A 24,268-nucleotide genomic window follows, 5' to 3' on the forward strand; every position below is an offset into this window, starting at 1 on the left:
GACAGCGCCTTGCTATATTTCTATAGTAGGTTTCCAACCACTCCCCACAAAACCGTACGTACACCTCTCGATGTATACGGCTTCCACTTATTAATCTAGTCTTCCATAATGTAAATTCACATGGCATTTATGGCATAATATCATGGTTTTTCTTTTTCTAGCTATCATGGCTTTTTCCCATTTAGCTTTTCCTTTTAAATCTTTTAATTTCCGTATATGGTGTACTTCAACTTCACTATTTTCTTTACCACACCAATCACACTTATCAGCCAGTAACCTTTGGGTTAATTCTGTTTGTGAACGATAAACTAGCGTATTAGCTATATTGTCAACGTTAGCACTTGTATCTGGTCTTTTCTCACGCACGATACGTTCGTTATATACGGTTCTTACTTTTGTACCTTTTTTTGTTTCATACTTAACTTGAAACAAATTATTTACTTGATACTTTCGTAAAATTTTACGAACTGATGATTGATATTTAGAAGCATAGGTTTTATACATGCTGTACTTCATAAAATAAGCAAAGTGTTGTAAAACAGTTGCATTGTTTGCCAATTTATAATAGTTGTGCAAACCTCTAATTTCCGAGTTGTAAGTGCTTAAAATTTCCAAATCATTCAAGTTCATCAGATAAGGTCTGGGAGTAGGTTTCCAAGTTCCATTTTTATCAATTCTAAAAGCTCCTAAATCTTTCAATTTATTTACCCATGCACTTTGTGGAATGTAGAGTTTTACTTTACTTCCATGTACACGCTTTTTAACACCCATGCAATCTGTACTAATATTTTGATTTCTTGAAATGGTAATTTCATATCCAAGAAATTTTGCAAATTTAGAATGATGGGTGATAAGTGTTTTTTCCTCTGAAAGTTGGATTTTTAGCTTTTCATTAAGGAATTGTTCAATGTCTTTCTTGATAGTTAGTGCGTCAGCCTTTGAACCAATAACGCTAATAATAAAATCATCAGCGTATCTTGTATAAGATATTCTCTTAAAAGTTTCATCAAACGCTAGTTTTGATGGTAACTCATGCATTTTACTTTTAAATTCTTTAATCTCTTGCAGTAGTACATTTCGTTCACCATCGCTCATATCAAGATTCTTCAACTTTTGTTTCCTTTTAGAAGCTTTGCTTGCATATCTATGATATTCAGGATTCATTTTCCGTTTTTTACCTTTATTAAACTTTGTTCGGTATTCTTCCATATATGTGTCCAATTCACGAAGATAAATATTGGAAAGAAGAGGTGAGATGATTCCGCCTTGAGGAGTACCACTATATGTTTTGTGGTATTTCCAATCTTCCAAATATCCTGCTCTTAAAAATTTCCAAACTAAACGTATAAATCGCTCATCTTGAATTCTTTTGCGTAAAAGATTAATCATTATTTGATGATTAATGTTGTCAAAGAAAGAGCAGATATCTCCCTCAATAAACCATTTGGTACCAATAAAGTTTGTTTGTATTTGTGATAGAGCTGTATGACAACTCTTGTTTGGTCTAAACCCATGTGAATATTTAGAAAACTGACTTTCATAAATTGCTTCTAAAATCATTCGGATAACTTCTTGAACTAATTTATCTTTGAAACTTGGTATTCCCAATGGTCTTTTCTTACCATTCTTTTTCGGAATATATACTCGTCTAACAGGTGTTGGTTGATATTGTTCAGTTTTCATTAAATCAATCAACTGATGGATTTTTTTCATACTAAAGCCGTCAATGGTTTCATTATCAACACCTTTTGTTAAATTACCTGTTTTATGAGCAATTCTTCCATATGCCATAATATAGAACTGTTCGTTGAATAAATTTCTATATAATCTTTGAAATTGATATTCAGCTTTTGTTGATTGCTTGACTAGATTGTCTAATATCACTTCTGGATTTCTCATTGAGCATCACGCTCCTTCCTAAAATTCATTAAACTTAATAAGTTGATTCCCTTCGCCCTGTACTAGGCTTTCCCTAGCTCCGACTACTACGAAATCTCCGTTACCATATTAGATATTCAGTGCCATCTTTCTTGAGTTTCCTCTTGAAATTTATCACCATATTGGCATTGCACATAGCTATTTCTAGCATTCTAACTTAGGCAATCCCCATTTAGTACTTGGTAGACTAACTACATAAGATAGCGGATGTGACATTCGTCTGTTTATCTATTCCTATGAAAAGACTTGAATCTGGAAATACCATTAATACACGTATCTACGATGTGTGTATTACCCAAATTCACTTAACGTAAATAGTTATCGTTCCGTTAAGAGGTTCTATATCCTAGTCAGACTGTCATTCAGGCAGTTTAGCTTTCATCCTTATTCTTATTTTTCAACTCGCCATTCAGTCGTAAACTGATAACTGTTTAACTTATGACTTTTTCGACATGCTTCACTCCCTGTCTGGTTTCCCTTTCAGATAAGTCGAATGTTGATAGGGCGTTAAAGGTATTTATACCCTAGTGTATCGTTACTACACATTCTTAAACCAAGCCCTTATGGGCGCACATATATACAAAAGTAAATTTCACTTTTCAGTGAACCAATATAAAGTGTATTTCCCATGGCTTCCTTTTCCTCACGGTGTATAAGCTCACCACTTCGATAGCTCTTGAAACTGCGAAACACTGAAATACATTCTTCATTTCGGCATTTTTCAGTGAGCTTTGGAATATCAAGTATACCTGCCTTGTCATTTATAGCTAAGTCAAGCCTCTTGAATACTGCACCTTCACTGATTGCACACATAAAAAAATCATACCAACTTCTGTGCTGTGCCAGAAGAAATCCCTCAAATTGCCTGCAACCCTGTCCTTTAAGTTCTAAAAGTACGCCTTTCTTTTCATCAGTAGATACCATTACAAAAATATCTCCCAAAGCATAATGCTCCGCATAGGAATAAAATCCATAGTCCTCATGAAGCATATATTTCATTTTAAGAAGCAGTATATCTTCAATAACATGTTTTACATTTACAGTAGGAAACCTTATCCTCACATAATCAAACAGCATTTCAAGAGGTGAATCCGGGTTGAAGCGTTCCAGTGATTTTAAAATAGTCTCTTTAATGTCTTCCGATGGTGAAGCTCTCCCGTTTTCAATGTCGCTTAGATACTGTCTTGTGATTCCTGCTGTAACTGCCAGACGATTTTGCGAGATACCATAGTAAGTTCTCTTTTCCTTTAGTTTCTGTACCCATAAGCTGTTTTCACTCAATTACATCCCTCCAATAAAAAAAGGATGTCAACTGAAAGGGTTGTAGTTGACATCCTTAAAAAATCCCGGAAACCTTTATATAATAAGGTATTTGCAGGATTTTAAAACTGTTTTTTATTGTATTTGTGCCCCCCTGTTAGATACGGGGGGCTAATATATGGCGTGGCTATCGCCACACCAAAAGCAGGTTAGCCCGTCCCTGCGGCTTTCGCTTCGCACGCCGCCTGGCCGTTCTGCCTGCTTTTTATTGTTTTAAACCTTCTTAGCTAAAACCAAGATAGGCAACTATTACTTGTCCATTTTCTACGTTAATATTAAACTCAAATCTTATAGGATATTCTGCTTTTGTTTGTTCATAATCTAAATAAACGCTACACTCCATATCAGCGGTAAATTCAGAAAAAACACTTTGTAATATTCTAGCACCAGAAGTTTTACAATATTCCGCTGCCTGCTCTTCAAAATCCTTAATATATTCATCATAGCCTATAATTTCTTCAACATTTTTAATAGAATACACTTCTTTCATAAAATTCAGACCCTCCAAATGTTAATCTGTTTTCTCTGCTTTTACAACCAATTTACCTATTTCATTTAAAAAATCATGCCCTTTAGGTACAAGAGGAGTATAAAATTCAGATATAACACTAGTACCTGTATCTACATACCCCCTTCCTTTAATTTGCTTTAGGAAGAAGTCTTTATCAGTTTCACCAAACATCATTCCGTATCCCATTTCTGACATACGACCTAAAGCTACACGAAAATTAAACTGATCGCGAATCCCATCTCCAAGATATTTAGCATCTGGTCTTTGGCAGGCTAGAATCAAAAAATATCCTGACTGTCTCCCAAGCATAACAAGCTGTTTTAACTTATTAAGAACTGCGGTACTTTCCTTGCTCCCCAGCATTTCCATAAAAGCAACATATTCATCAAAAATGAGGAAGTTAGCAGGCAATCCTAAATAAGCATAATTTTCACCTGTTTTATACCCTTCCATTTGTTTCATATTCTCATTACGCTTCATCATTCCCTCATAAAAATTGTTAATGCACGCAATCATATCATCCTTTTTATAATAAACATTCGGTATAACAGCTTCCAAGTCTGCAAGGTCCGAATTTTTAGGATCAAGAACATAAAGTGTAGAATTAGTACGTAGCAGAGCTTCAATCAATGTCAAGATAAAATAACTTTTTCCTCCACCTGTACCACCTGCAATAAGCATATGAGGAAGCTTATCATATTCCCAGTAGATATTTTTCATTAATATTAACTTTCCATGTTCAGCCTGCACATCTTCAATAGAAATACGGTTTGCTATTGTATCATAAAGCAATGTGTATTCTACATAAGAATCCTTCAATTCTTTGTCAGTAAGTTCACAATACAAACCACTTTCAAGCTTCTTTTCAAGATGTAATAGCTGATCTTGATATTTACCCATAGTAATTTCTACTTGAATATGAATAAAGCCATTTTTTAGCTTATAGTACATCCTTGGAAAATGAGTGATTTTTTCTTTTGTTTTTCCAGAAGGTAGATCTTTAAAAAAACTGTTTGACTGTACCTGTTCTGCTTCATACCATTTATTTTCTAGTATCATTCTTGCAATCTTCTGCCTATAAAATAACTGCTTAATATAATCTATATAGTGATTATAATAAATAATAGCAGCAGCTAAACATACAGCTACTGCTATTACTATACTTATAATCATATATGGAATATCAAGGTGAACCTCACCCTGATTTAACAATGATATATTCTTCCAATCAATCCGCATAATTGTTCTACTATAGAGCAACAGAATGACCAGAAGAAAAATAGATAATAAATACGTAGCGGCAAATCTGAATACAATGTCTTTGTCCTTAGCATGAATCCGCTTACCACGATATATATAGTACTTCACAGCTTATATGTCCTTTCCTAATCTACTTTATTACTATTATTTTTGTTCCCCTGTGATTGATGATTTTGGCTAACAGTAGAAACCTGTTTCTTTAAAACAATATCATCCGCCTTGATATACCAATCTACATCTGCACCTTGAAAGGTGGCGTTAGCAACAGTATCTGCCACAGGTTTTATTATTTCAACTTCTGCGTTATAGTCAAACTCCTTTAAAGGTACACTAGCAGGAATACTAACTTGAATCATTCTACCTTGTTCCCTGGATTTTAAATCATAAGTACGTTCCTTGATTTCCTCTAATACTGTACCATCTTCATTTTGTAAATGTACCTCACGTCTTAAAGCAGAAAATTTTAAATTTCCAAATGTAGCTTCCTTATCAATAACAATTCCATTTGCTAATCTCATATATATTTACCTTCCTTTCCTTATGCTTCTACCATGTCGTCTGCATGGAGAATATAGTTTGTAAATCCGCGGTTTCCAATCTTATAACCTTCTGCGGTAATTCGTGGATTAATGAGCTTTACTCTTTTTTCAACTTCAAAATGCTTTTCGCCTGCTTCAACTGGAAGAATAACAACAATATCATCTGCCCTTTGAATATCAGAATATAAATTATAGTTGCGTGATAAAATCGTATTACGCCCATTTATTCTTCTTTGTTCAATATTCCCTTCACCAGCATATTCTAAGTTTCCAAATGTCGTTTCCATGTTTGGGATTACATATTTTAATTCCATATTTGTTACCTCTTTTCTTTTTAATTTAAAATAAACAATTTATTTCTGATTTTTTTCTATTCTGTTCCATAAAAAGACACCTAACTAATTGCATTTTATAAAGGGTAAGCTCTGTGCTATACACCTTTAACAAAATCCATTCATTTAGGTAAATATCAATCAGAATAAGAAAAATTTCATTAGTTCTTAATGGAGGTGAACGCTCCTTATTTTTTCTTTGTATCTGAATCACATCCATTCTAATTTTTTTCATAAAAAATAGGCATTCATTTCTGAACGCCTAAACTAAAAACAATCTAATAAAATTAATTAATAGATTTCTTTTTTCATATAATGAGAAAAATACAAAAGAGCTTATGCTAAAATTATATCAACTCAGCTTCTACAAATTTGTCTATTGGTTTACTATTTCAATAATGCTTTATTGTTTTCAGCAATGCTATTTAATAATTTAATGAACCTCCCGCTCGATGAAAAGTAACATTTATTCATTAATAATTAGGTTTAATATCCGAAATAGTTGCCTTTTAAATTTCAATCTTTTTAAATTGTTTAAGTATTTCTACTTGATTTTTTATCGAATATAACTCCATTTGATAGCCATATTTAGTTTTTTCGGCTATCCCGTAACATATTATAAGTGAGTTCTTTATTTCATCTACTAAATTAGTGTTTTTTTCAACATATTCATAACTTATAAATAAGTTAAAACTCTTAGAATTTTTGTACTCTGGATTTTTTCCCTTTGTCATAGGAATTACATAATTTGAACCTCTTTTATATGGTCTACTGGTGTTACCTCTTAGGATGCATATAACTTCATTACCATTACTTTGATCTATTATATCAATTATCTCATCTTGTGTCTTAATTATATCTTTTATACTAACTTGCTTTCCATCTTCGACTAATAATTTTAAATCTTCATATTCTGGTTTGATGTTAAATTTATTCTTAGAATCTAAGAGATTCTTAATTTGATAAATAAATTTTTGAGTTGTTTTTCCTCCAAATCTTTTGGCTCTCTTACCTCTTGAAACAGAAGGCGGAGTATTAGGGGTATCCAGTCTCATTGATCTTGGTAGTATAGTTGAAACAAGTACTTCCAAGTCTACATCTCCGCTAAAAGTATTCCTTTGTTTTTCAGCATTAGGAACACAGCACCCATCTTTATGATTAGTATTAGGCCAATTTTTAAAATGTGGATCATCATGTGATTTACCTCTTGAAAATTGCACTTGTGAATTGCAAAATATACACTTAAACTGCCTTCGATCTTCTTCATTATATGAATTATAATTTTCATCAATTTCAATAGCGCTCACAGGATCTTCAAAATTTCTATACCTTGCATGGCTCATTCTAGACACAGTTAACCATCTCCTTTTTAATGCATTCTCTATGATTCGTTTATTACTAATTTTTTGCACTTTTATGTGTATCAAAATTGTATCAGTTATTACCAGACTCCTTTAGCTTAAAAATCAGATGACACTGTCGCATTTCTTCGATCAACTCAAGAACAGCTTCTGCATCAACTTCTGCAATTTTAAATGAAATACCGATTATATGTAAATCTGTCTTACGCGAATCCAATTCTTTTTTATTCCTTATCCATAAATGAAAATTCTCTTTGTACTTATAGGTGCCTACATTTCCTTTTACATATGTAAAAATATCTTCATTATCCGATATCACAGAAGAAATTGCTGCCTCATCATTTAAGCAATCATAAGTTTTATTGAGATAAAACTCCATACCCATCCACTTATTACAAATTCCTGCTTTTAAAACCACTTCTTTCAATAAATTGAATGACTTTGCAAAATTTTGCGTTGATAGCTTTATTATAAGCCTATGATTTTGATTCGGGTAACCATTCGTTGGTTCCTTTTCTTCTCCCTCGATTTCAATTTGTATACCCCCAACAAGAACTTTCTTGTGATAAGCCGCATATTGAATATTTTGGGAATCAAGATATTCTTTTATATCCGAAAAATACTTATCAATATCGTATCTTATAATATTTTTATTGTTAGTTGAATCATAATATTGAGAACACCTTTCATATTTAATATATGAAAAAATATCACTTAGTTGTAAAGACAAAGAGGATTCTGTAACAGAACTAAAGACTGCCTTATAATCTGCCTCTGTAAATGCCTCACTAAACTTTAGATTAAACTTTCTGTTTATCACAGTAATGAAATTATTAAGACTATCCGCCAAATTAATGTCAAATCCCTGCAATAAATTGAGTGGTGCTTTAAGCTGACCAATGTTTACACCTATACCAACAGGTATAACTTCAATATTTTTAGAGTAAGCAAATCCGGCCTCAAAATATATCCATGCGGAATCAATCGAGGTAGGAGTAACAAACACAAACATTATTTGGGCATTATTAAGTCCCTCCTCAATCTTATGTACCCAATTGTGCCCAAACGGTATGCTTTGTCCATCACTAGACATAAAAATATCTAGGACATTAGCAGTTATTGCAGTAATTCTATTTTTTATCGGTAGAATGGTTGAACTATCTAGGCTCGAATGACTAAAGAAAATTGTAGGTTTATACATATAATCATCTTCTTTCAATATAATCTATTTATTTAATTTAATTGTCCAAATATTTTCTAATTGATTTTATCTATAAATCGACCTTTTTTCACATGATAAACACTAATACTCATTGTGCTATTCCATAAACCTTGTTGAACTTCCGGTTATTAGCCTAACAGGAAGCTTATTAATCTAGCTGTTTTATGACACCCTAAATTTTACTAACTTTGATAATAGAAGCATATATTCTTTTATATCTCAAGATCTTGTTTTATATCTTTAATTTCTTCAATCTGTTTTATTGAATCTGCCATTTTTGATAATAAAAATTTATCTAACAAATCATAACAAAATTCATTCCAACTTCCTGGTTCATTAATCGTTTCTCCGTTAAATCCAAAGCCTCTTCTATATTCAATTACGTTGTTTCCTGTAAACCATAATATATGTGTTTTAAGAATCTCAGCAAGTCCTGTTTCAATATCTTCTTCAGAAAGATTTTTATAATAAAAATACGAAAAATATTCCAAGTTACTCTTGATTGAAGTAAGTCTTACATTGTTATCTTCCTCACTTTTGTAATCTTCAACAATTCTGCTTAATACTTTTAATATTTGTTTGTCATCTAAAAAAGTAAATACTGCTTCATATGCACGATCAGCGCCATCAAAATCCCATGAGTATTTATATTTTCTTTGAAGCAATGTATCTAACAATGGCAATATATGATTATCAATATTTAGTTTTCCATCATACTTTTTAACTATTTCACTTATATAATCCCATCTAAAATTATTATCCATTTCATCCTTATTTCTTTGTTCATTGTAATCGTTTATTACATACATAACAGCTTCTTCGCAAGACATACTTTCTATTTTCTCGTTAAGTTCCAACAAATCTCTTTTAAATTTATTTTTATCTTCAAACCATCTATCAGGCAATCTATAATCATAGGTTCCTTTATCTGCAAGATACTCCTCTTCTTCAATTTCTTTTAATGAATTATCCAAATCCTTATATCCAAATTTCTTTCCTACTAACAATATACATGTTCTTAAATCATGTATATAAACCTTTTTTATATTATTTGAACTATCATATTTATTGCTATACTTATTAATTTTAAAAATAGCTGCACTCACTCTCCAAATGTTTTTAAGTTCGTCATTACTAATCTCTGCAACTTCAAGTAAAGATATTAGACCATCATAAACAGTATATAACCAATCTTTATCCCATTCTTCTTGTAAAGAAGCAAATCTCCATAGGTTTCCATACCCCATTTTTCCTGCACTAGATGCTATTGAAGCATTAATAAATACACCTGCTCTATTATCTCCAAGCTTTGATGCATTTTCAGAAACATTAAGTAATTCAACTCCAATATCCTCCCAGTGATTGTTGCTATAATTTGTTAATGTTTCAAACCATCTTAAAGGCATATATAAAGAGTATTCCTTTCTTCCTGTATATCCAATAGATTTTCGATTTAGCTTCTCTCTAACTTTCTCTATTCTAGATAACCATTTAACCAGTCCACCAAGAAAAATAAATTTTTCTCCTATATCATACATGTCAGATATTTCTGATTTCCAAATTTCTCCATTATCTCCAACCCAGTGTTCAAACAAATCATCTAATAACTTGATTTCATTTTTATCTTTTAAGTAATTCCAATAAACATCAATATTCTTGCTATAGTCTAGCTTAACTACTTGTTCTTTTATTACTTTATATAGAACACTATCAAAATAATTGCTAACCTCATTATTAATAAACATAAATACTCTAACTAATAGTTTTTCAATTTCAAAGCCACCCACTTCATGACGTCCGATTGGATTATCATCATTTACTAATACTCTAAAAATTGATTCAAACTCATTATGTTCACTATTATTTAGTTGTAGTCCATCTTTAAATTTTCTAATTAAATCTCCAAGATAGCTGCTGACTGTAACTAAATCCATTATAGCAATTTTCTCTCTTTTTGAACTTTTGCCTTCTCTATACGAATTCAAAACCTTATTAATAATGTAATCAAAATTCTTATGTAAGTACGCCAATATAAAGGAAATGATAACATAACCTTCAAACGAATCTTTAGTTAAATCGAAATACTCATCTTTAATATAATCGAATTCCTGTTCTTTTATATCCTTAATCCATTTATTAAATCTAACTGAATCTCCAGATAATATAACCCACAATAAACATCTTAAAATAAACATTTTTGAACCATTGTTTCTTGAATAAAAATTATCTAATAGTATTTTTGCATGCTCAATTTTGTTTTTATCAATTAAACTTAAAACAAAATCCTCCATATCCCTACTATAATGTATCCCCAAGCTACTCAATGTTCTCGCAAGGCTCTCTTCATCACAAAATAGTTCTCCTTCCTTAAGCCAGCCCCTATAAAATAATGCTTTTGCCTTTTTATAATAATCAGGAATATTATCATCAATTTTTTCTTTTTTAAAGTTAATACCTGTGTGTTGACATACTTCACCCCATTTTTCTAATATTGGTCCAATCGAATGTTCAAATATATATCTACCATCTTTTATTTCGATTTCATTGTTGCTACGAAGCAAATCAAAAATATTTTCAGGACTATATGTACTAAACCATCTATCCATTATGCTTTTGGCTCTGGGGATTTCATTTTCATTTATAAGCCAAAGTACTTCGTTCAAAACATCATTTAAATCATACTTAGTTAATAAGTCCTTACTTTTTACCTTACTTTCAGATTGCAATACAGAAGGTAACTTAATAGTACCTTGGTAATCTTTATCAAGCCATTGCATAGATTGTTTGAACTGATAGAATGTCGAAATAGCACAACTAAATGAATTTATTTTTCGTAAATCAGATACTTTTGTAAGTGATTTTATTGTTAATTCTAATTGATCTTCAATTTCAATAATTGGTCTTGATAAAGCTATTGCCTCCATAACATACTGCGCAGTAAATACATCAATAAATTTATCTTCTTTTTCTGCCAATTTTAACATTCTAAACACAATTTCATGTTTAGATAAAAAATCATCACTCCTACTAGTATAGAAATTAGCTATTTTATAAGCTATTTCTTTCATTTCTTTTGGACTTTTTCTCAAATATTTTTCTAAATATATTCTGAAATCATTATGTAAAATTCTAAAGCCATCCTGTTCTTCTATTAAGACAGGATATAACTTTCTTAATACACTCTTCCAAACTCTTTCTTGTATATTTGCATCATCATAAATACTTGCTAATAACTCCGAACTAAGTTTTCTATTTATTAATCCAATTGCACCTGCTAATAAATAATCTACAAAAAGGACTGACGGTATTAGTTCAAGGGCAGATTTCCATGTATATTCATAATAAGCCATTAACCCCGAGGACAAATTCTTTTCTCTCAACCTCAATCCTAGTTCTTCTATACTTTTACATTGTTTGGCCTCATATACCGCATATATAACAGGTAATGTGTTCCCTTCAGAAATATCCATTATTAACCTAATCACTGATTCAGTATATTCTTTACTTATTGAGGTGATTTCTTTTTTATAGAGCTCTATAACGTCTGATTTACCCAACCTTGGAATTTCAAGCTTAAGTAATTTATCATTTTCATAACTTAGCCAATCAGGATAAGATGGATATTCAAGTATAGGTTGTCCTACAATAAGAAAACACACTTTATCAGGTACGCCTTCTGGAGGTATTAATGTTTCTAAGAAGGTATTATGGCTTTCAGCTCTTGCAGCATGATCAATTCCATCTATGGCAATAACAGTTGTTCTATTTTCTTCATTTGCCAAAATCTCAGCTAATCTTAGTACTTCTTTTCTCAATGTATCATCAGAATCTATAAGCTCATTTGATATTGGAACTCTATATTTTGATAAGTTTCCTTTCAGTCTACTTCTAAGCTGGATTAGTAAATCACCCCATAGAGCTCTTGGACTACTAACACCTTTATCTGCTGGTAAATATTTATCTTCTGGAGTTATTGGTTTATACGAATAAAATCTCAGCGAAATCACAGAATCAATTTTATTAGTTAGATAGCTTACAATACTGGTTTTTCCACTACCTGGGTCACCAGATAAAAATATCACTGGCTGTTCTCTATTTCTAAGCTTACTCTCTAAATCATTAATAAATTGAATCCTACTTGGAAAGAATGGGCTTGGAACTTTTAAGTCATGTATACCTTGAAATGAATCAGAATGTAATGATAATGCTTGATATACATCTTCTTTGTTTATCTCTTCACTCGTTCTAAATGTTGTAGTCCAGTCCATTAAAGAATAGCACAATTTCTGGTATTGTCCTATAGCAATATCTTCACCAACACGAAAAGTATCTCTGATTTTATTAATAATCTCTTTTCTAACAATATCTAAATCACCTTCATTTGCTTTAATATCAAGACACTTAAGAAATTCCATTTTTTCATCTTCTGAGTCGAGTAAAGACAGCTCATTTATCCACTCATTCCAAGCAATTTCCCAAGTTTCTTCAACTGCTATATCTTTTAATGATCTGGCAACATTAATTTTATTTCTTATATATGGCCAAAAATCTTCGAGTGCAGGACGCTCGTATTTATTGTTTTTATCTACTACCTTCGTATACTTATTTTTCCCAAACTTTCTATTAGTAAACAAGATAACTTTACAATAGATTCCTTCGTCTTTCTTGATTTTTTTCCAATCCCTTGCAAATTGAGACAAATAGGAATTACTCTTATCTCCTTTTAAAATAAGATCAGTGAAAGTTAAAGAATCATTTTCTCTCGTATGCTTAATTTGCATACAATCTTTTCTTCCATCATTATAATTGATAACAACATCATCAAGCCCTTGTAGTTGAGATGCTTGCAGTATTACAGATTTGATATTAGTATCTTCGTTTAACATATCAACTACATATAGTAATCCTATAGACCATTCATACCAGTATGGATCAGCAATTCCTGCTGATAAATTACTTGGAATTGTCATACTTTTTACCTCCAATACTTCGATCATTTTTCATACTTTTAATAATTATTACTTATTTATGAAAGAACAAGTATATTACTGATGCCACTTTTCTCCATTTACCACCTATCATTTTTTAGCCCCAATAGTTTTATTAGTCTTATGAACTTCACATTATAGACATAATGATAAGCTGGTCTGATTTGCATCATTTCGAATTTTACTCATAATAACTGTGTTATACATTACGCCCTCCTATACCATTATTCTACAAATTGTAATATTTCCCTTTAAATTATTATACCTTTTAGCTAAAAATAATGAATAAGTGCATTTTTAATATTCTTTTAAAATAAAAAAATTTATTAACTCTAGTAAAATCCATAAAAATCCCTTGCTTTTTCTCATGAAATAGCAAGGGATTTTAGATGATATTTTTAATTTTTGTACTTCTTATCATGTATTGATATTTTTCACAATATCTCTTTTTTCTAACTCTATTCTTTTGTGTTCCCACACTCCATATCAATAACCACAGAAACGTTAATATATTTTTTTAACTGTTTATTGCGGATTTTATCACCCTCACTTGTAAAAACGAAATAGTTGACGAAGTGCCTAAAATTAAGGATTTCTACATAATTTTTCTTTGTAGCAACACAACAGTCTCCACATGCCCCGTCTGAGCAAACATATCCACAGGCTGCACCTTTGCAGCCATATATCCCAGCTGTCTCAAAATGGCCAGATCTCTGGCAAGGGTGGCAGGATCACAGGATACATAGACTATTGTTTTGGGAGCCATGCTGGCAATAGACTGCAAAAGAGATTTGTCACAGCCTTTTCTTGGAGGATCCACAACTACCACATCCGCCTTTACACCTCTTTTTATAAGCTGGGGTATGACCACCTCGGATTTTCCCGTTATAAATTCTACATTATTGACGCCGTTTTCCACTGCATTTATCCTGGCATTTTTCACAGCTTCCTCTATAATTTCCACACCATAAACTTTTTTTGCCTTTTGAGATAAAAACAGGGAGATGGTGCCGGTACCACAGTAGGCGTCAAATACAATCTCATTTCCGGTGAGCCCTGCATATTCCAGAGCTTTACTGTAAAGTATCTCTGTCTGAACAGGATTCACCTGGAAAAAGGACAGTGGGGATATATTGAATTTGAACCTTCCTATGTAATCACTTATGGTATCTTGTCCCCATAATGTTATGCATTTTTGTCCCAGTATTACATTGGTTTTCATGCTGTTTATATTTTGGACTATACTCTTTATACCTGGCATATTTTCAGTCAAAAGCTCTATAAGTTCATGCTTGCCAGGCAGATTTAATGTGGAAGTCACAATTACCACCATGATTTCAGCAGTGGCAAAAGCCTTTCTCACCATTATGTGCCTTATAATTCCCTGTCCGGTTTTTTCATCATAAACAGGTATATTGTATTTTTCAATCCATTTTCTGATAAACCTGACTGCTTTGTCTGCAGACTCATCTTGTATAAGGCAACTGTCCATATCTATTATGTCATGGCTCCTCTTGGCATAAAATCCAATATTCAATTTGGAATTAGACCTGTCAACCGGGAGCTGGACCTTGTTCCTGTATCTATAAGGATTTTCCATGCCTAGGGTGTCATATAATTTTAAAACACCTTCTGGAGGAGCGGTAATGAATTTTTTTTCACTGCTGCAGAACTTTCCTTGGCTGTTACCTAATTTCCCTTCACCATTGCAGGATTTGCTATGAGTGTTACAAAAATCACCTGAAGCTTCAACTATATTAAATTTTCCTATCCTCTCAAGACAGTCTTTTACTCTGTTTTTCTTAAAATCAAGTTGCGCCTTATAGGATAGATGCTGAAGCTGGCAGCCGCCGCATCTTTTGTATATGCTACAGGGAGGATTTACTCTATAAGAAGATGGCTCAATTATCTCCAGCAATTTTCCAAAGGCAAAATTTTTGTTTACCTTGACGGCTTTTATCCTGACCTTTTCTCCCTGTATGGCTCCAGGTACAAAAATAGTGAATCCGTTTATTTTTCCAACTCCCTCTCCCTGGTATCCCATTCCATCTATTTGCAATATATATTCTTTATTTTTTTCTATTTTTTCATCCATCATCTTCACCTACTAAAAAAATTGATTGTTTAAATACAGTATACATTATTCTGTCAAAAGGAATCTACGGCATTTAATCAAGTAGTTCTCAGGTGCAGTAAATATTACATTTCACATAAAGAATACCTTTCTTCTCCATACCTGAAAAGAACTACTTGGCCAGCATAGCATAGGCCAGCGCAGCATACCATTGTTTGCCATGCCTATATTTTAAAAAAACCGGAAGCACAGCAGTGGAATAAATCAAATACTTTGTACACATTAAAAAAATTGCACCCGTGAAGGTGCAAAAAAATATAGAATCAGTTGTCTTACTTTCCTATCATATAATTCTAGCCACATGCTTATTTATTATACATCAAACTTATGATTATTTCCAATTTTTTAAAGAAAAAGTTTTGTTACAAATTCCAGCCAATAATTTTATTTTTAAAATTCCTCCAATCATATACATTTTTTCTATACAACTTCCTCCAAGAGCTGCAATTTTCCAGTAATTTTCAGGTACAGATGAAGTTTTACCCATAAAAAATACTTTTAAAAATCCTTAGATGTTAGACCTCTGAGGCTGACTTATCAATTTTTTTGTTAAGATCCTTGTTTGCTTTTTTAATCAAAATACACAATAGTGATGTAACTACAAGAAAGAATGCCAGCACCACAAATCCCATATATCCTGACGATACATTTTTAATATACCCAACTAGATAAGGTCCAAGAAAACCTCCTAAATTGCCTAATGCATTTATGATTCCAATTGCCGCACCTGCTACCTCAGGCCTTAAAACCATAGTTGGCATTGCCCAATAAGGGCCATATGGTGCATAAACTCCTATAGCTGTAATAATTAAAAATATCATTTTCATAACTGGTGTATGGGCTAAATACTGTCCGCCTATCAATCCAAACGCACCTACAATAAGCGGAATAGCAATATGTGCTTCCCTTTCCTGAGTTCTATCGGAATGAACTGAATTTATAACCATTGCAATCCCTGCAAACAAGAATGGTATAGCACTTAATAATCCAACCAAACTAGGACTAATACCGTTAAAACCTTTAATAACATCCGGCACCCACATGGTATATCCGTAGAAACCCGATATCCAGAAAAAATAGGCAAGTATAAGAAGTATGACAATTTTATTTGTACAAGCTTTAAAATATCCTATGTTTTCAGGCTTGCCAACGTTTTCTGCTGCAATACTTTCCTTAACATATTTTTTTTCAGCTTCAGAAGCCCATTTTGCATGGTCTGGATTATCAGCTACTGTGAAATACCAAACAAATGACCAGATTAAAGGAGGCATACCTTCTATAACAAAAACTATACGCCATGACAGAAATGATAGCAGCCATCCTGTTAAAGGTGACATTATAACTGCAGAAATCGGAAGACACAATATCCAAAGTGCATTGGCACGGGCTCTTTCCTTTTGCGGAAACCAGGATGCAAGCAAAACCAAAGTTGCCGGCCACACTCCTCCTTCAAAAATTCCAAGTAAAACTCTTGCTATAAAAAATTGAGTTTTTGTCTGAACAAATGCAATACTTATTGCAGAAAATCCCCATAAGAACATAAGAATCAGCACAGTTTTTTTGGCACTCCATCTGGTAGCTAAAACTCCTCCAGGTATTTGGAGAACCATATAACCTACAAAGAAAATCCCTGATGCAAATCCTATATCCGCACTTGTAAAATGAAAGGAGCTGCCCATATAGGGAAGTACCATTGCAGTATTAATTCTATCCATATATGCCAACATATACATTATAAAAGCCACCGGTATTATCCTGCTCCAGCGCAGTTGATCAACCTTACCCATTATTAAAACACCTTCTTTTTATAAATTTAATTTTTTTACTTTACTTTTGAACAATTCTACTGCCTCTTCTGCCTTGTAGGAACTTCTAACAAGAGGGGAACTGGCCACATATAAAAATCCTTTTTTCATCCCTGCTTGCCTGTATCTTTCAAACTTTTCAGGAGCAACATATTTAGCAACCTCAATATGCTGCTTTGTGGGACGTAAATACTGTCCTATTGTAAAAATATCGCATTTGACATTTAAAGCATCATCCATGACCTTATAAATTTCTTCCTCAGTTTCACTTAAACCCACCATAATACCTGTTTTACTTAAAATATTTGGATTCTTGTCTTTCACATATTTAAGTACAGATAATGACCTCTTATAATCTGCCTCAGGACGAACAGTATTATATAGACGTTCTGCTGTTTCAATATTATGGTTGATTACATCAGGATTTGCTTTAATTACAATGTCCAGATTCCTTTTTGATCCTTTTAAGTCAGGTATTAGAACCTCTACTGTTGTATTGGGACACAAATACCTGATTTCCTGTATTGTTTCTGCGAAATGTTCGGCACCACAATCACTTAAATCATCTCTTGTTACACTTGTAACCACAACATGTTTTAAGCTAAGCTGTTTTACGGCTTCTGCAACATGTCTTGGCTCCTTGGGATCAATTTTCAATGGTTTACCATGGGCAACATTGCAAAACCTGCAATGTCTTGTACATTGATTTCCCATAATCATGAACGTGGCCGTATGTTTTTTATAACATTCTCCCATATTGGGGCAATTAGCTTCTCTACAGACAGTATTCAAGGAAAGTTTCTCCATGAGAAGATTAATTTCTTCCATGGACTTTTTATTGTAACTGACCTTCAGCCATTTTGGCTTCCCGTTTATATTTTTTATCATACATATTCTGCCTCCTTCATTAGCTGCCATCTTAAATACTGTGTATTGATGAAATAAATCCTGTTTCAAATATCTAACCAGCTTATAGTATATGAACCACCATAAAATTTTATTGAATTTTTTTTATTTCCACTCCCATATTTTTTTCATATATTTTCGCAATGGCACAATGATCCTCGTTGACTTTACCATATGATTCCATTTCATTCATATAATTTAAAATAATTTTTGAAAGAGGTATTTCCACTTCCAATTGTTCAGCCAATTTTACTGCATTTTTTAGATCCTTTTGATGTATTGCAATTCTGGCACTTGCATCAAAATTTCGGCTGATAATTTTAGGAATTTTTGAATCCAGCACTGCACTGCCTGCAAATCCATTTTTTATAGCATTAAAAAGAACTTCCGGATCAATCCCTGCTTTTACAGCAAATGCAAAGCTCTCCGCTACTGCTCCTATGTTGCATCCCACAATCATGTTATTAGCAAGCTTAGCAACACTGCCGCATCCTGCTGGTCCCATATAAGTGGCGGAACTGCCCATATAAAGCAGCAATGTTTTAACTTGTTCAAATATTTCATTATCTCCACCACACATAAGCACAAGGGTTCCATCAATAGCTCCCTTTTCTCCACCGCTGACAGGAGAATCCAGAAGTCTGACGCCATGATTTTTGGTCTTTTCATACATCTCTTTTATAACATTAGGAGCTGTTGAACTTAAATCCACCACTATGATTCCATTTCTTTCTGTATCAATAATTCCCTGTATATTTGATTTAACAAGTTCATTGGTAGGCAGTGAAATGAAAATAATATCACAGCAATTATATATTTCTTCCACCTTTTCTACAGGTATTCCACCATTATCCCTAAATATTTTTTTCTTTTCATCAACTATATCAAAGCCCATTATGGACTTGCCGCTTTTTTTAATCATATTAATAGACATGGGAAGGCCCATTATACCCAGTCCTATAAATCCAATTTTTTTCATATATCAAATATCCCCCTCTCACTTTTAAAAAAACTTTTTATCAATTTGGCATGTGTATTGCACGCTTTTCCACTACCATTGCAGCTTCCCTAATAGCTTCTGATACAGTGGGGTGTGCATGAATTGTAGCAATAATGTCTTCAGCTGTGGCCTCCAATTGAATGGCAAGCGCACATTCAGAAATTAAATCGGTAGCTCTGGGTCCTACAATATGAGCTCCCAATATTTCTCTATACTCCTTTCCAACAACAAGTTTTATCATTCCCTCCTCTCCTCCCATAATAAGGGATTTGCCATTTGCCGCCAATGGAAATCTAGCTGCAGCGTACTCTATTCCCTGTTCTTCAGCTTCTTTTTCTGTTAACCCTACAGAAGCAAATTCCGGATCTGTATATACGCATGAGGGACTTGTCTTAATATCAAAGACATTCTCATGGCCCAACGCATTTTCTGCTGCAACTTCACCGCCGGCAGATGCAGCATGGGCTGACATATTATGTCCTGTGCAGTCACCTACAGCATATATCCCCTTAACATTTGTTTTCATTCTATTATCAACTATAATTCCTTTTTTATCACTTATAATACCTGCCTTGTCCAGTTCTAAAACACTTATATTTGACTTTCTGCCTGCAGATATCAAAACCTTTTCACAAGTAACCACTTTTTTTTCACCCTGGTCTGTTTCAATTGTTACATCAGCTTGACTTCCATTGTCTTTAATAGACATAACCCTAGAACTTGTATAAATCTCTACACCTTTTTTTATTAATTTTGAGCTTATAATTTTTACCAGTTCCCCATCCATCATAGGTAATATTTGACTCTGCATTTCAATAATTCTTACTTTGGAGCCAAGTGCATTATATAAAGCCGCAATTTCAACTCCTATTACATCACCCCCCAGAACAACCATTGTTTCAGGAACTTCTTTAAGTTCAAGAGCCTCTGTACTTGTGATACATGATTTTGAGTCAATCCCTTTTATGTGAGGTATAACTGGAACAGCTCCCGCTGCAATAACAGCCTTATGGAATTCTAACACTTCAGTTTCTCCCTTTGTCATCTTAATTTTTATTGAATTGCTGCTCTCAAAAGATGCCGAACCTGAAATCACTTTTACACCATTTGATGCAAGCAGGCCTTTTACTCCGCCAACCAGCCGTTTTATAATTCTTTTTTTCCTTTTTTGTGTTTTTGTGAAATCCAGTTTTACATCTGCAATCACACCATAACCCCCACCATTTTTTGCATTCTCATAAATTTCTGCCGTGTGGAGCAGTGCTTTTGTGGGAATACAACCAATGTTTAAGCAGGTGCCTCCTAGATGATCTTTTTCTACTAATGTAACTTCCCCGCCAAGCTGTGATGCCCTTATGGCTGCAACATACCCACCAGGACCTCCTCCAATGACAACAACTTTTACTTTTTTACTACTCACAGTGCGTACCTCCTTGATCAGCTTTTTTTAAGCCTCTATTACAAAATAACATCCATAGGATTTTCAAGTAAATCTTTTACTGCAACCTTAAACCTGGCAGCTGTTGCTCCATCCATTAACCTGTGATCATAAGTCATTGAAATTCTCATTTTTTTCCTTACCACTACCTTATCCTCTTCAAGAGCCAGTTCATCCTGTATTTCACAAACTCCAAGAATAGCTGCATCCGGCTGGTTTATAATAGGTGTGAAGGTTTCCACGTGCAACATGCCAAGATTGGATATTGTAAAAGTAGAACCACTGCATTCATCCATATTAAGTTTGTTTTCACGAGCTCTTTCAGCTAAATCCTTTGCAGTTAAAGAAAGTGCTTCTATTCCCATTTTATCAGCATCTTTAATAACAGGAACAATCAACCCGTTATCAACTGAAACTGCCATACCTAAGTTTATATGATGGTGATATACAATTTCATCTCCATCAAGGCTCACCAGAATATGTCTATTTGCTGTCAATGCCTTTGCAACAGCTTTAAGTACAAAATCATTGATAGAAATTTTCTGCTCTCTGTTTTCATTGATCTTTTTTCTGAATTCCATTAAATCCGTAACATCCACCTTGACATTTTGGGTTACAGCGGGAATTTCATTATGGGATTTGAACATTCTTTCTGCAATGACTTTTCTCATGCCGCTGAGTTTTTCTCTTCTTTCCACTTCCTTTGGAATTATCTTTTCTTCTGAATCTATTACCCTGCTTTTAACTTTTTCCATATTATTTAAAATATCTCTCTGTATAATCCGTCCACTAATTCCAGAACCAATAATTTCTGAATAATCCACATTCATTTTTCTAGCTGTCTTTTTTGCCAGAGGAGATATTTTTATTCTTTTAGCTGGAATTGTTTCACCTGCTTGTTGTGTAGTTTGTTCCTTCTCTTCTTCAATAGAATCCAAATTTTCTTTTTTATTTTCTTTTACTAAGATCTCATCAATATTAATTTTTTCCCCTTTTGTGCCTATTACACCAAGTAAACCTTTCACAGGAACATCATCACCTTCATTGGCACAGGCAGCCAATAAGACACCATCTGCTTCACTTTCAATTTCACTTGTCAGTTTATCCGTTTCAATTTCCAAAAGGGGTTCTCCCTTTTTCACAGTATCCCCCACTTGCTTTAACCAATTGATTATTGTACCTTCAGTCATAGTTAAGCCTAGCTGGGGCATTCTAATTTCAGCAGCCATTTTACTTACCTCCTCTATACAATACAGCTTATTGTTTTCTTTACCGCTTCTACAATATCATTTTTATTTGGAAAAACTGCATCTTCCAATGGAGGACTGAAAGGAGAAACCGTATTTAATCCCGCAACGCGTCCTACCGGAGAATCCAATTCATCAAATAGCTCTTCCATGATCTGAGATGCAATTTCACCACCATATCCGCCTCTCTTACAATCTTCTTCCACCACTACTACATTATGTGTTTTACATACAGATTCCCTGATAGATTCCCAGTCTAAAGGAACAAGAGTTCTAAGATCAAGTACTTCTACATCTATATCCTCTTTTTCCAGTTCCCTGGCTGCCTCTAGTGCAAAGATCACCTGACGGGACCAGGTAATAATGGTTGCATCCCTGCCTTTTCTTTTTATATCTGCCTGACCTAACGGAATCACGTATTCACCTTCAGGGATTTCATCCTTTACCGCATATAAAAGCTTATGCTCTAAAAATACAACAGGATCATCATCGCGAATAGCAGCCTTAATAAGTCCCTTCCCATCTTTAGGAGTAGAAGGGCAAACTACCTTTAGACCTGGTATGTGAGTAAACAATGCTTCTAAACATTGGGAATGCTGCCCTGCATTTCTTCTCCCCGCTCCCATGGGAGCACGAATTACCATAGGAATTTTTAATTGACCACCAGTCATATATCTAAGCTTTGCAGCTTGATTCATCACAGGATCCAGGCATACTGAAATGAAGTCATTATACATAAGCTCTACTACAGGACGAATGCCTCTTATTGCAGCACCTACGGACATGCCCGTAAACCCGGATTCAGAAATTGGAGTTTCAATGACTCTTTTAGAACCAAATTCCTTTAAAAAACCTTGGGTAATACCAAAAGTGCTGCCCATGGTTCCCAAATCTTCCCCTATCATGATTACGTTTTCATCTCTTGTCATTTCCTCATGCATACCTTCTCTGATTGCATGACTCAAGCTAATCCTGCTCATCTAATAACACTCCTTTCATTATCAAAAGAATAATTGTCTTTTAAAACATCATTTACATCCGGATATGGAGAAACTTGTGCAAATTCATATGCTTTCTGGATTTCATCATCCATTTCCTTTTCCATCCTAAGAAGTTGTTCTTCCTCCACACCTTTTTCAAGCAGGTAAGTCTTAAATGCATTAATAGGATCTTTCTTTTTCCATTCCTCCGTTATTTCCTTTGGGCGATAATTAGCCGAATCACCTTCATAGTGACCTCGCATACGGAAGGTCATACATTCCACAATACAAGGTCCATTACCTTCACGTGTATATTGGACTGCTTTCTTTACGGCTTCATAAACCTCCAGCACGTGGTTCCCGTTGACTATTGTTCCTGGAATGTTATAAGCTTTGGCACGAACTGAAATGTTGTCCGTATTTGTAACTGTATTAATGTTGACAGAAACAGCATATTGATTATTTTCACACAAATAGATTACCGGAAGCTTCCATGCGGCTGCCATATTGATAGATTCATGAAAAGTTCCCTGATTAGATGCACCATCACCGAAGAATGCCAATGTAACTTCCTTTGTATTTCTTATTTTTGAAGCTAATGCTGAACCTGTAGCAATTGGGATACCTGCACCAACAATGCCGTTTGAACCGAGAATACCTAAATTAGTATCTACTATATGCATGGATCCACCTTTTCCATGACAATATCCTGTCTCTTTTCCAAAAATTTCTGCCATCATTCTATCAGTTTTTGCACCCTTAGCTATACAGTGCCCATGACCTCTATGAGTTGATGTAATAAAATCTGTCTTTTCCAACGCTTGGCAAGTACCTACAATAGCTGCTTCTTGTCCAACACAAAGATGGAGGTTGCCTGCTACTATGCCCTTTTTAAAGCACTCACTTGCCTTTTCCTCAAATTTTCTAATTCTTAACATTTTTTGGTACATATCGAAAAGCATTTCACTTGAATATTTCCAATTTTCTTCCAAATAAACCCACACCTTTCTTAAAATTCACATTTTCATTATTTTAATAACACACTCTACTATACGAGCAAATACAATGCCAAATATATTTTTACATAAAAAAATATATTTCAATACATCATCTCAATAACTTAAGACCATAGTTATCTGTATTAAAATATATTTAATCTTGCATATTTAAAATTGTGTGAAATACTTTACAATATATTTTACTTGTTCTAAACCCGGACACTATTTAAGAAATCCTTTACCTTTAATAATTTTTACATTGTTCATAATCCAAACAGTATTCATAATC

General features: G+C 33.5%; 17 protein-coding genes and 1 pseudogene. All 18 read right to left on the bottom strand.

Annotation, left to right across the window (positions count from 1 at the left end; genetic code table 11):
- Window positions 1-90: 90 nt before the first annotated feature.
- The 18 genes and pseudogenes from AB8U03_RS02860 to AB8U03_RS02945 all read right to left on the bottom strand — a co-directional run bounded on the left by AB8U03_RS02860 (window position 91) and on the right by AB8U03_RS02945 (window position 23,943).
- Window positions 91-1,899 carry a reverse transcriptase domain-containing protein gene (locus AB8U03_RS02860; RefSeq protein ID WP_369703042.1) on the bottom strand — a complete coding sequence of 603 codons (1,809 nt, stop codon included), beginning with the start codon at window positions 1,897-1,899 and terminating at the stop codon, window positions 91-93.
- Between the two features lie 612 nt (window positions 1,900-2,511).
- A pseudogene (locus AB8U03_RS02865) lies at window positions 2,512-3,219 on the bottom strand (replication initiation factor domain-containing protein); the annotation flags it as partial.
- A gap of 262 nt (window positions 3,220-3,481) precedes the next feature.
- Window positions 3,482-3,748, bottom strand: a complete 267-nt coding sequence (locus AB8U03_RS02870) for a hypothetical protein (protein ID WP_369703043.1) — start codon at window positions 3,746-3,748, stop codon at window positions 3,482-3,484.
- A gap of 21 nt (window positions 3,749-3,769) precedes the next feature.
- Complete coding sequence (locus tag AB8U03_RS02875) at window positions 3,770-5,137, bottom strand: FtsK/SpoIIIE domain-containing protein (RefSeq protein ID WP_369703044.1); 1,368 nt, start codon at window positions 5,135-5,137, stop codon at window positions 3,770-3,772.
- Window positions 5,138-5,154: 17 nt separating this feature from the next.
- Window positions 5,155-5,547 (bottom strand): YdcP family protein, encoded by a 393-nt coding sequence (locus tag AB8U03_RS02880; protein WP_369703045.1) that lies wholly within the window; start codon window positions 5,545-5,547, stop codon window positions 5,155-5,157.
- A 20-nt stretch (window positions 5,548-5,567) separates the two neighbouring features.
- Window positions 5,568-5,882, bottom strand: a complete 315-nt coding sequence (locus AB8U03_RS02885) for a YdcP family protein (RefSeq protein WP_369703046.1) — start codon at window positions 5,880-5,882, stop codon at window positions 5,568-5,570.
- A gap of 527 nt (window positions 5,883-6,409) precedes the next feature.
- Window positions 6,410-7,252, bottom strand: a complete 843-nt coding sequence (locus tag AB8U03_RS02890) for a hypothetical protein (RefSeq protein WP_369703047.1) — start codon at window positions 7,250-7,252, stop codon at window positions 6,410-6,412.
- 82 nt (window positions 7,253-7,334) lie between these two features.
- Complete coding sequence (locus AB8U03_RS02895; RefSeq protein WP_369703048.1) at window positions 7,335-8,480, bottom strand: toll/interleukin-1 receptor domain-containing protein; 1,146 nt, start codon at window positions 8,478-8,480, stop codon at window positions 7,335-7,337.
- Window positions 8,481-8,695: 215 nt separating this feature from the next.
- Window positions 8,696-13,453 (bottom strand): ATP-binding protein, encoded by a 4,758-nt coding sequence (locus AB8U03_RS02900; protein WP_369703049.1) that lies wholly within the window; start codon window positions 13,451-13,453, stop codon window positions 8,696-8,698.
- A gap of 613 nt (window positions 13,454-14,066) precedes the next feature.
- Window positions 14,067-15,566, bottom strand: coding sequence for a 23S rRNA (uracil(1939)-C(5))-methyltransferase RlmD (rlmD, locus tag AB8U03_RS02905; RefSeq protein ID WP_369703305.1), 1,500 nt, complete (start codon window positions 15,564-15,566; stop codon window positions 14,067-14,069).
- Window positions 15,567-15,936: 370 nt separating this feature from the next.
- Entirely contained in the window at window positions 15,937-16,092 is a 156-nt protein-coding gene (locus tag AB8U03_RS02910; protein WP_369703050.1) for a hypothetical protein, read from the bottom strand.
- Between the two features lie 28 nt (window positions 16,093-16,120).
- Window positions 16,121-17,392 (bottom strand): MFS transporter, encoded by a 1,272-nt coding sequence (locus AB8U03_RS02915; protein WP_369703051.1) that lies wholly within the window; start codon window positions 17,390-17,392, stop codon window positions 16,121-16,123.
- A gap of 18 nt (window positions 17,393-17,410) precedes the next feature.
- Window positions 17,411-18,298, bottom strand: coding sequence for a lipoyl synthase (lipA, locus tag AB8U03_RS02920; RefSeq protein ID WP_369703052.1), 888 nt, complete (start codon window positions 18,296-18,298; stop codon window positions 17,411-17,413).
- Between the two features lie 109 nt (window positions 18,299-18,407).
- Window positions 18,408-19,295 carry an NAD(P)-binding domain-containing protein gene (locus AB8U03_RS02925; RefSeq protein WP_369703053.1) on the bottom strand — a complete coding sequence of 296 codons (888 nt, stop codon included), beginning with the start codon at window positions 19,293-19,295 and terminating at the stop codon, window positions 18,408-18,410.
- A gap of 40 nt (window positions 19,296-19,335) precedes the next feature.
- Window positions 19,336-20,736, bottom strand: coding sequence for a dihydrolipoyl dehydrogenase (gene lpdA, locus AB8U03_RS02930; RefSeq protein ID WP_369703054.1), 1,401 nt, complete (start codon window positions 20,734-20,736; stop codon window positions 19,336-19,338).
- Between the two features lie 38 nt (window positions 20,737-20,774).
- The gene (locus AB8U03_RS02935) at window positions 20,775-21,983 is read right to left on the bottom strand and encodes a dihydrolipoamide acetyltransferase family protein (protein WP_369703055.1); all 1,209 of its coding nucleotides are present in this window, start codon (window positions 21,981-21,983) and stop codon (window positions 20,775-20,777) included.
- A 14-nt stretch (window positions 21,984-21,997) separates the two neighbouring features.
- Window positions 21,998-22,981, bottom strand: coding sequence for an alpha-ketoacid dehydrogenase subunit beta (locus AB8U03_RS02940; RefSeq protein WP_369703056.1), 984 nt, complete (start codon window positions 22,979-22,981; stop codon window positions 21,998-22,000).
- On the bottom strand, window positions 22,978-23,943 hold the full coding sequence (locus AB8U03_RS02945; protein WP_369703306.1) for a thiamine pyrophosphate-dependent dehydrogenase E1 component subunit alpha: 966 nt from the start codon (window positions 23,941-23,943) through the stop codon (window positions 22,978-22,980). Before AB8U03_RS02945 ends, AB8U03_RS02940 begins: the two co-directional genes overlap by 4 nt.
- Between the last annotated feature and the right edge of the window lie 325 nt (window positions 23,944-24,268).

The organism is Clostridium moutaii, from assembly GCF_041205085.1.
Lineage (GTDB): Bacteria > Bacillota > Clostridia > Clostridiales > Clostridiaceae > Clostridium_B > Clostridium_B moutaii.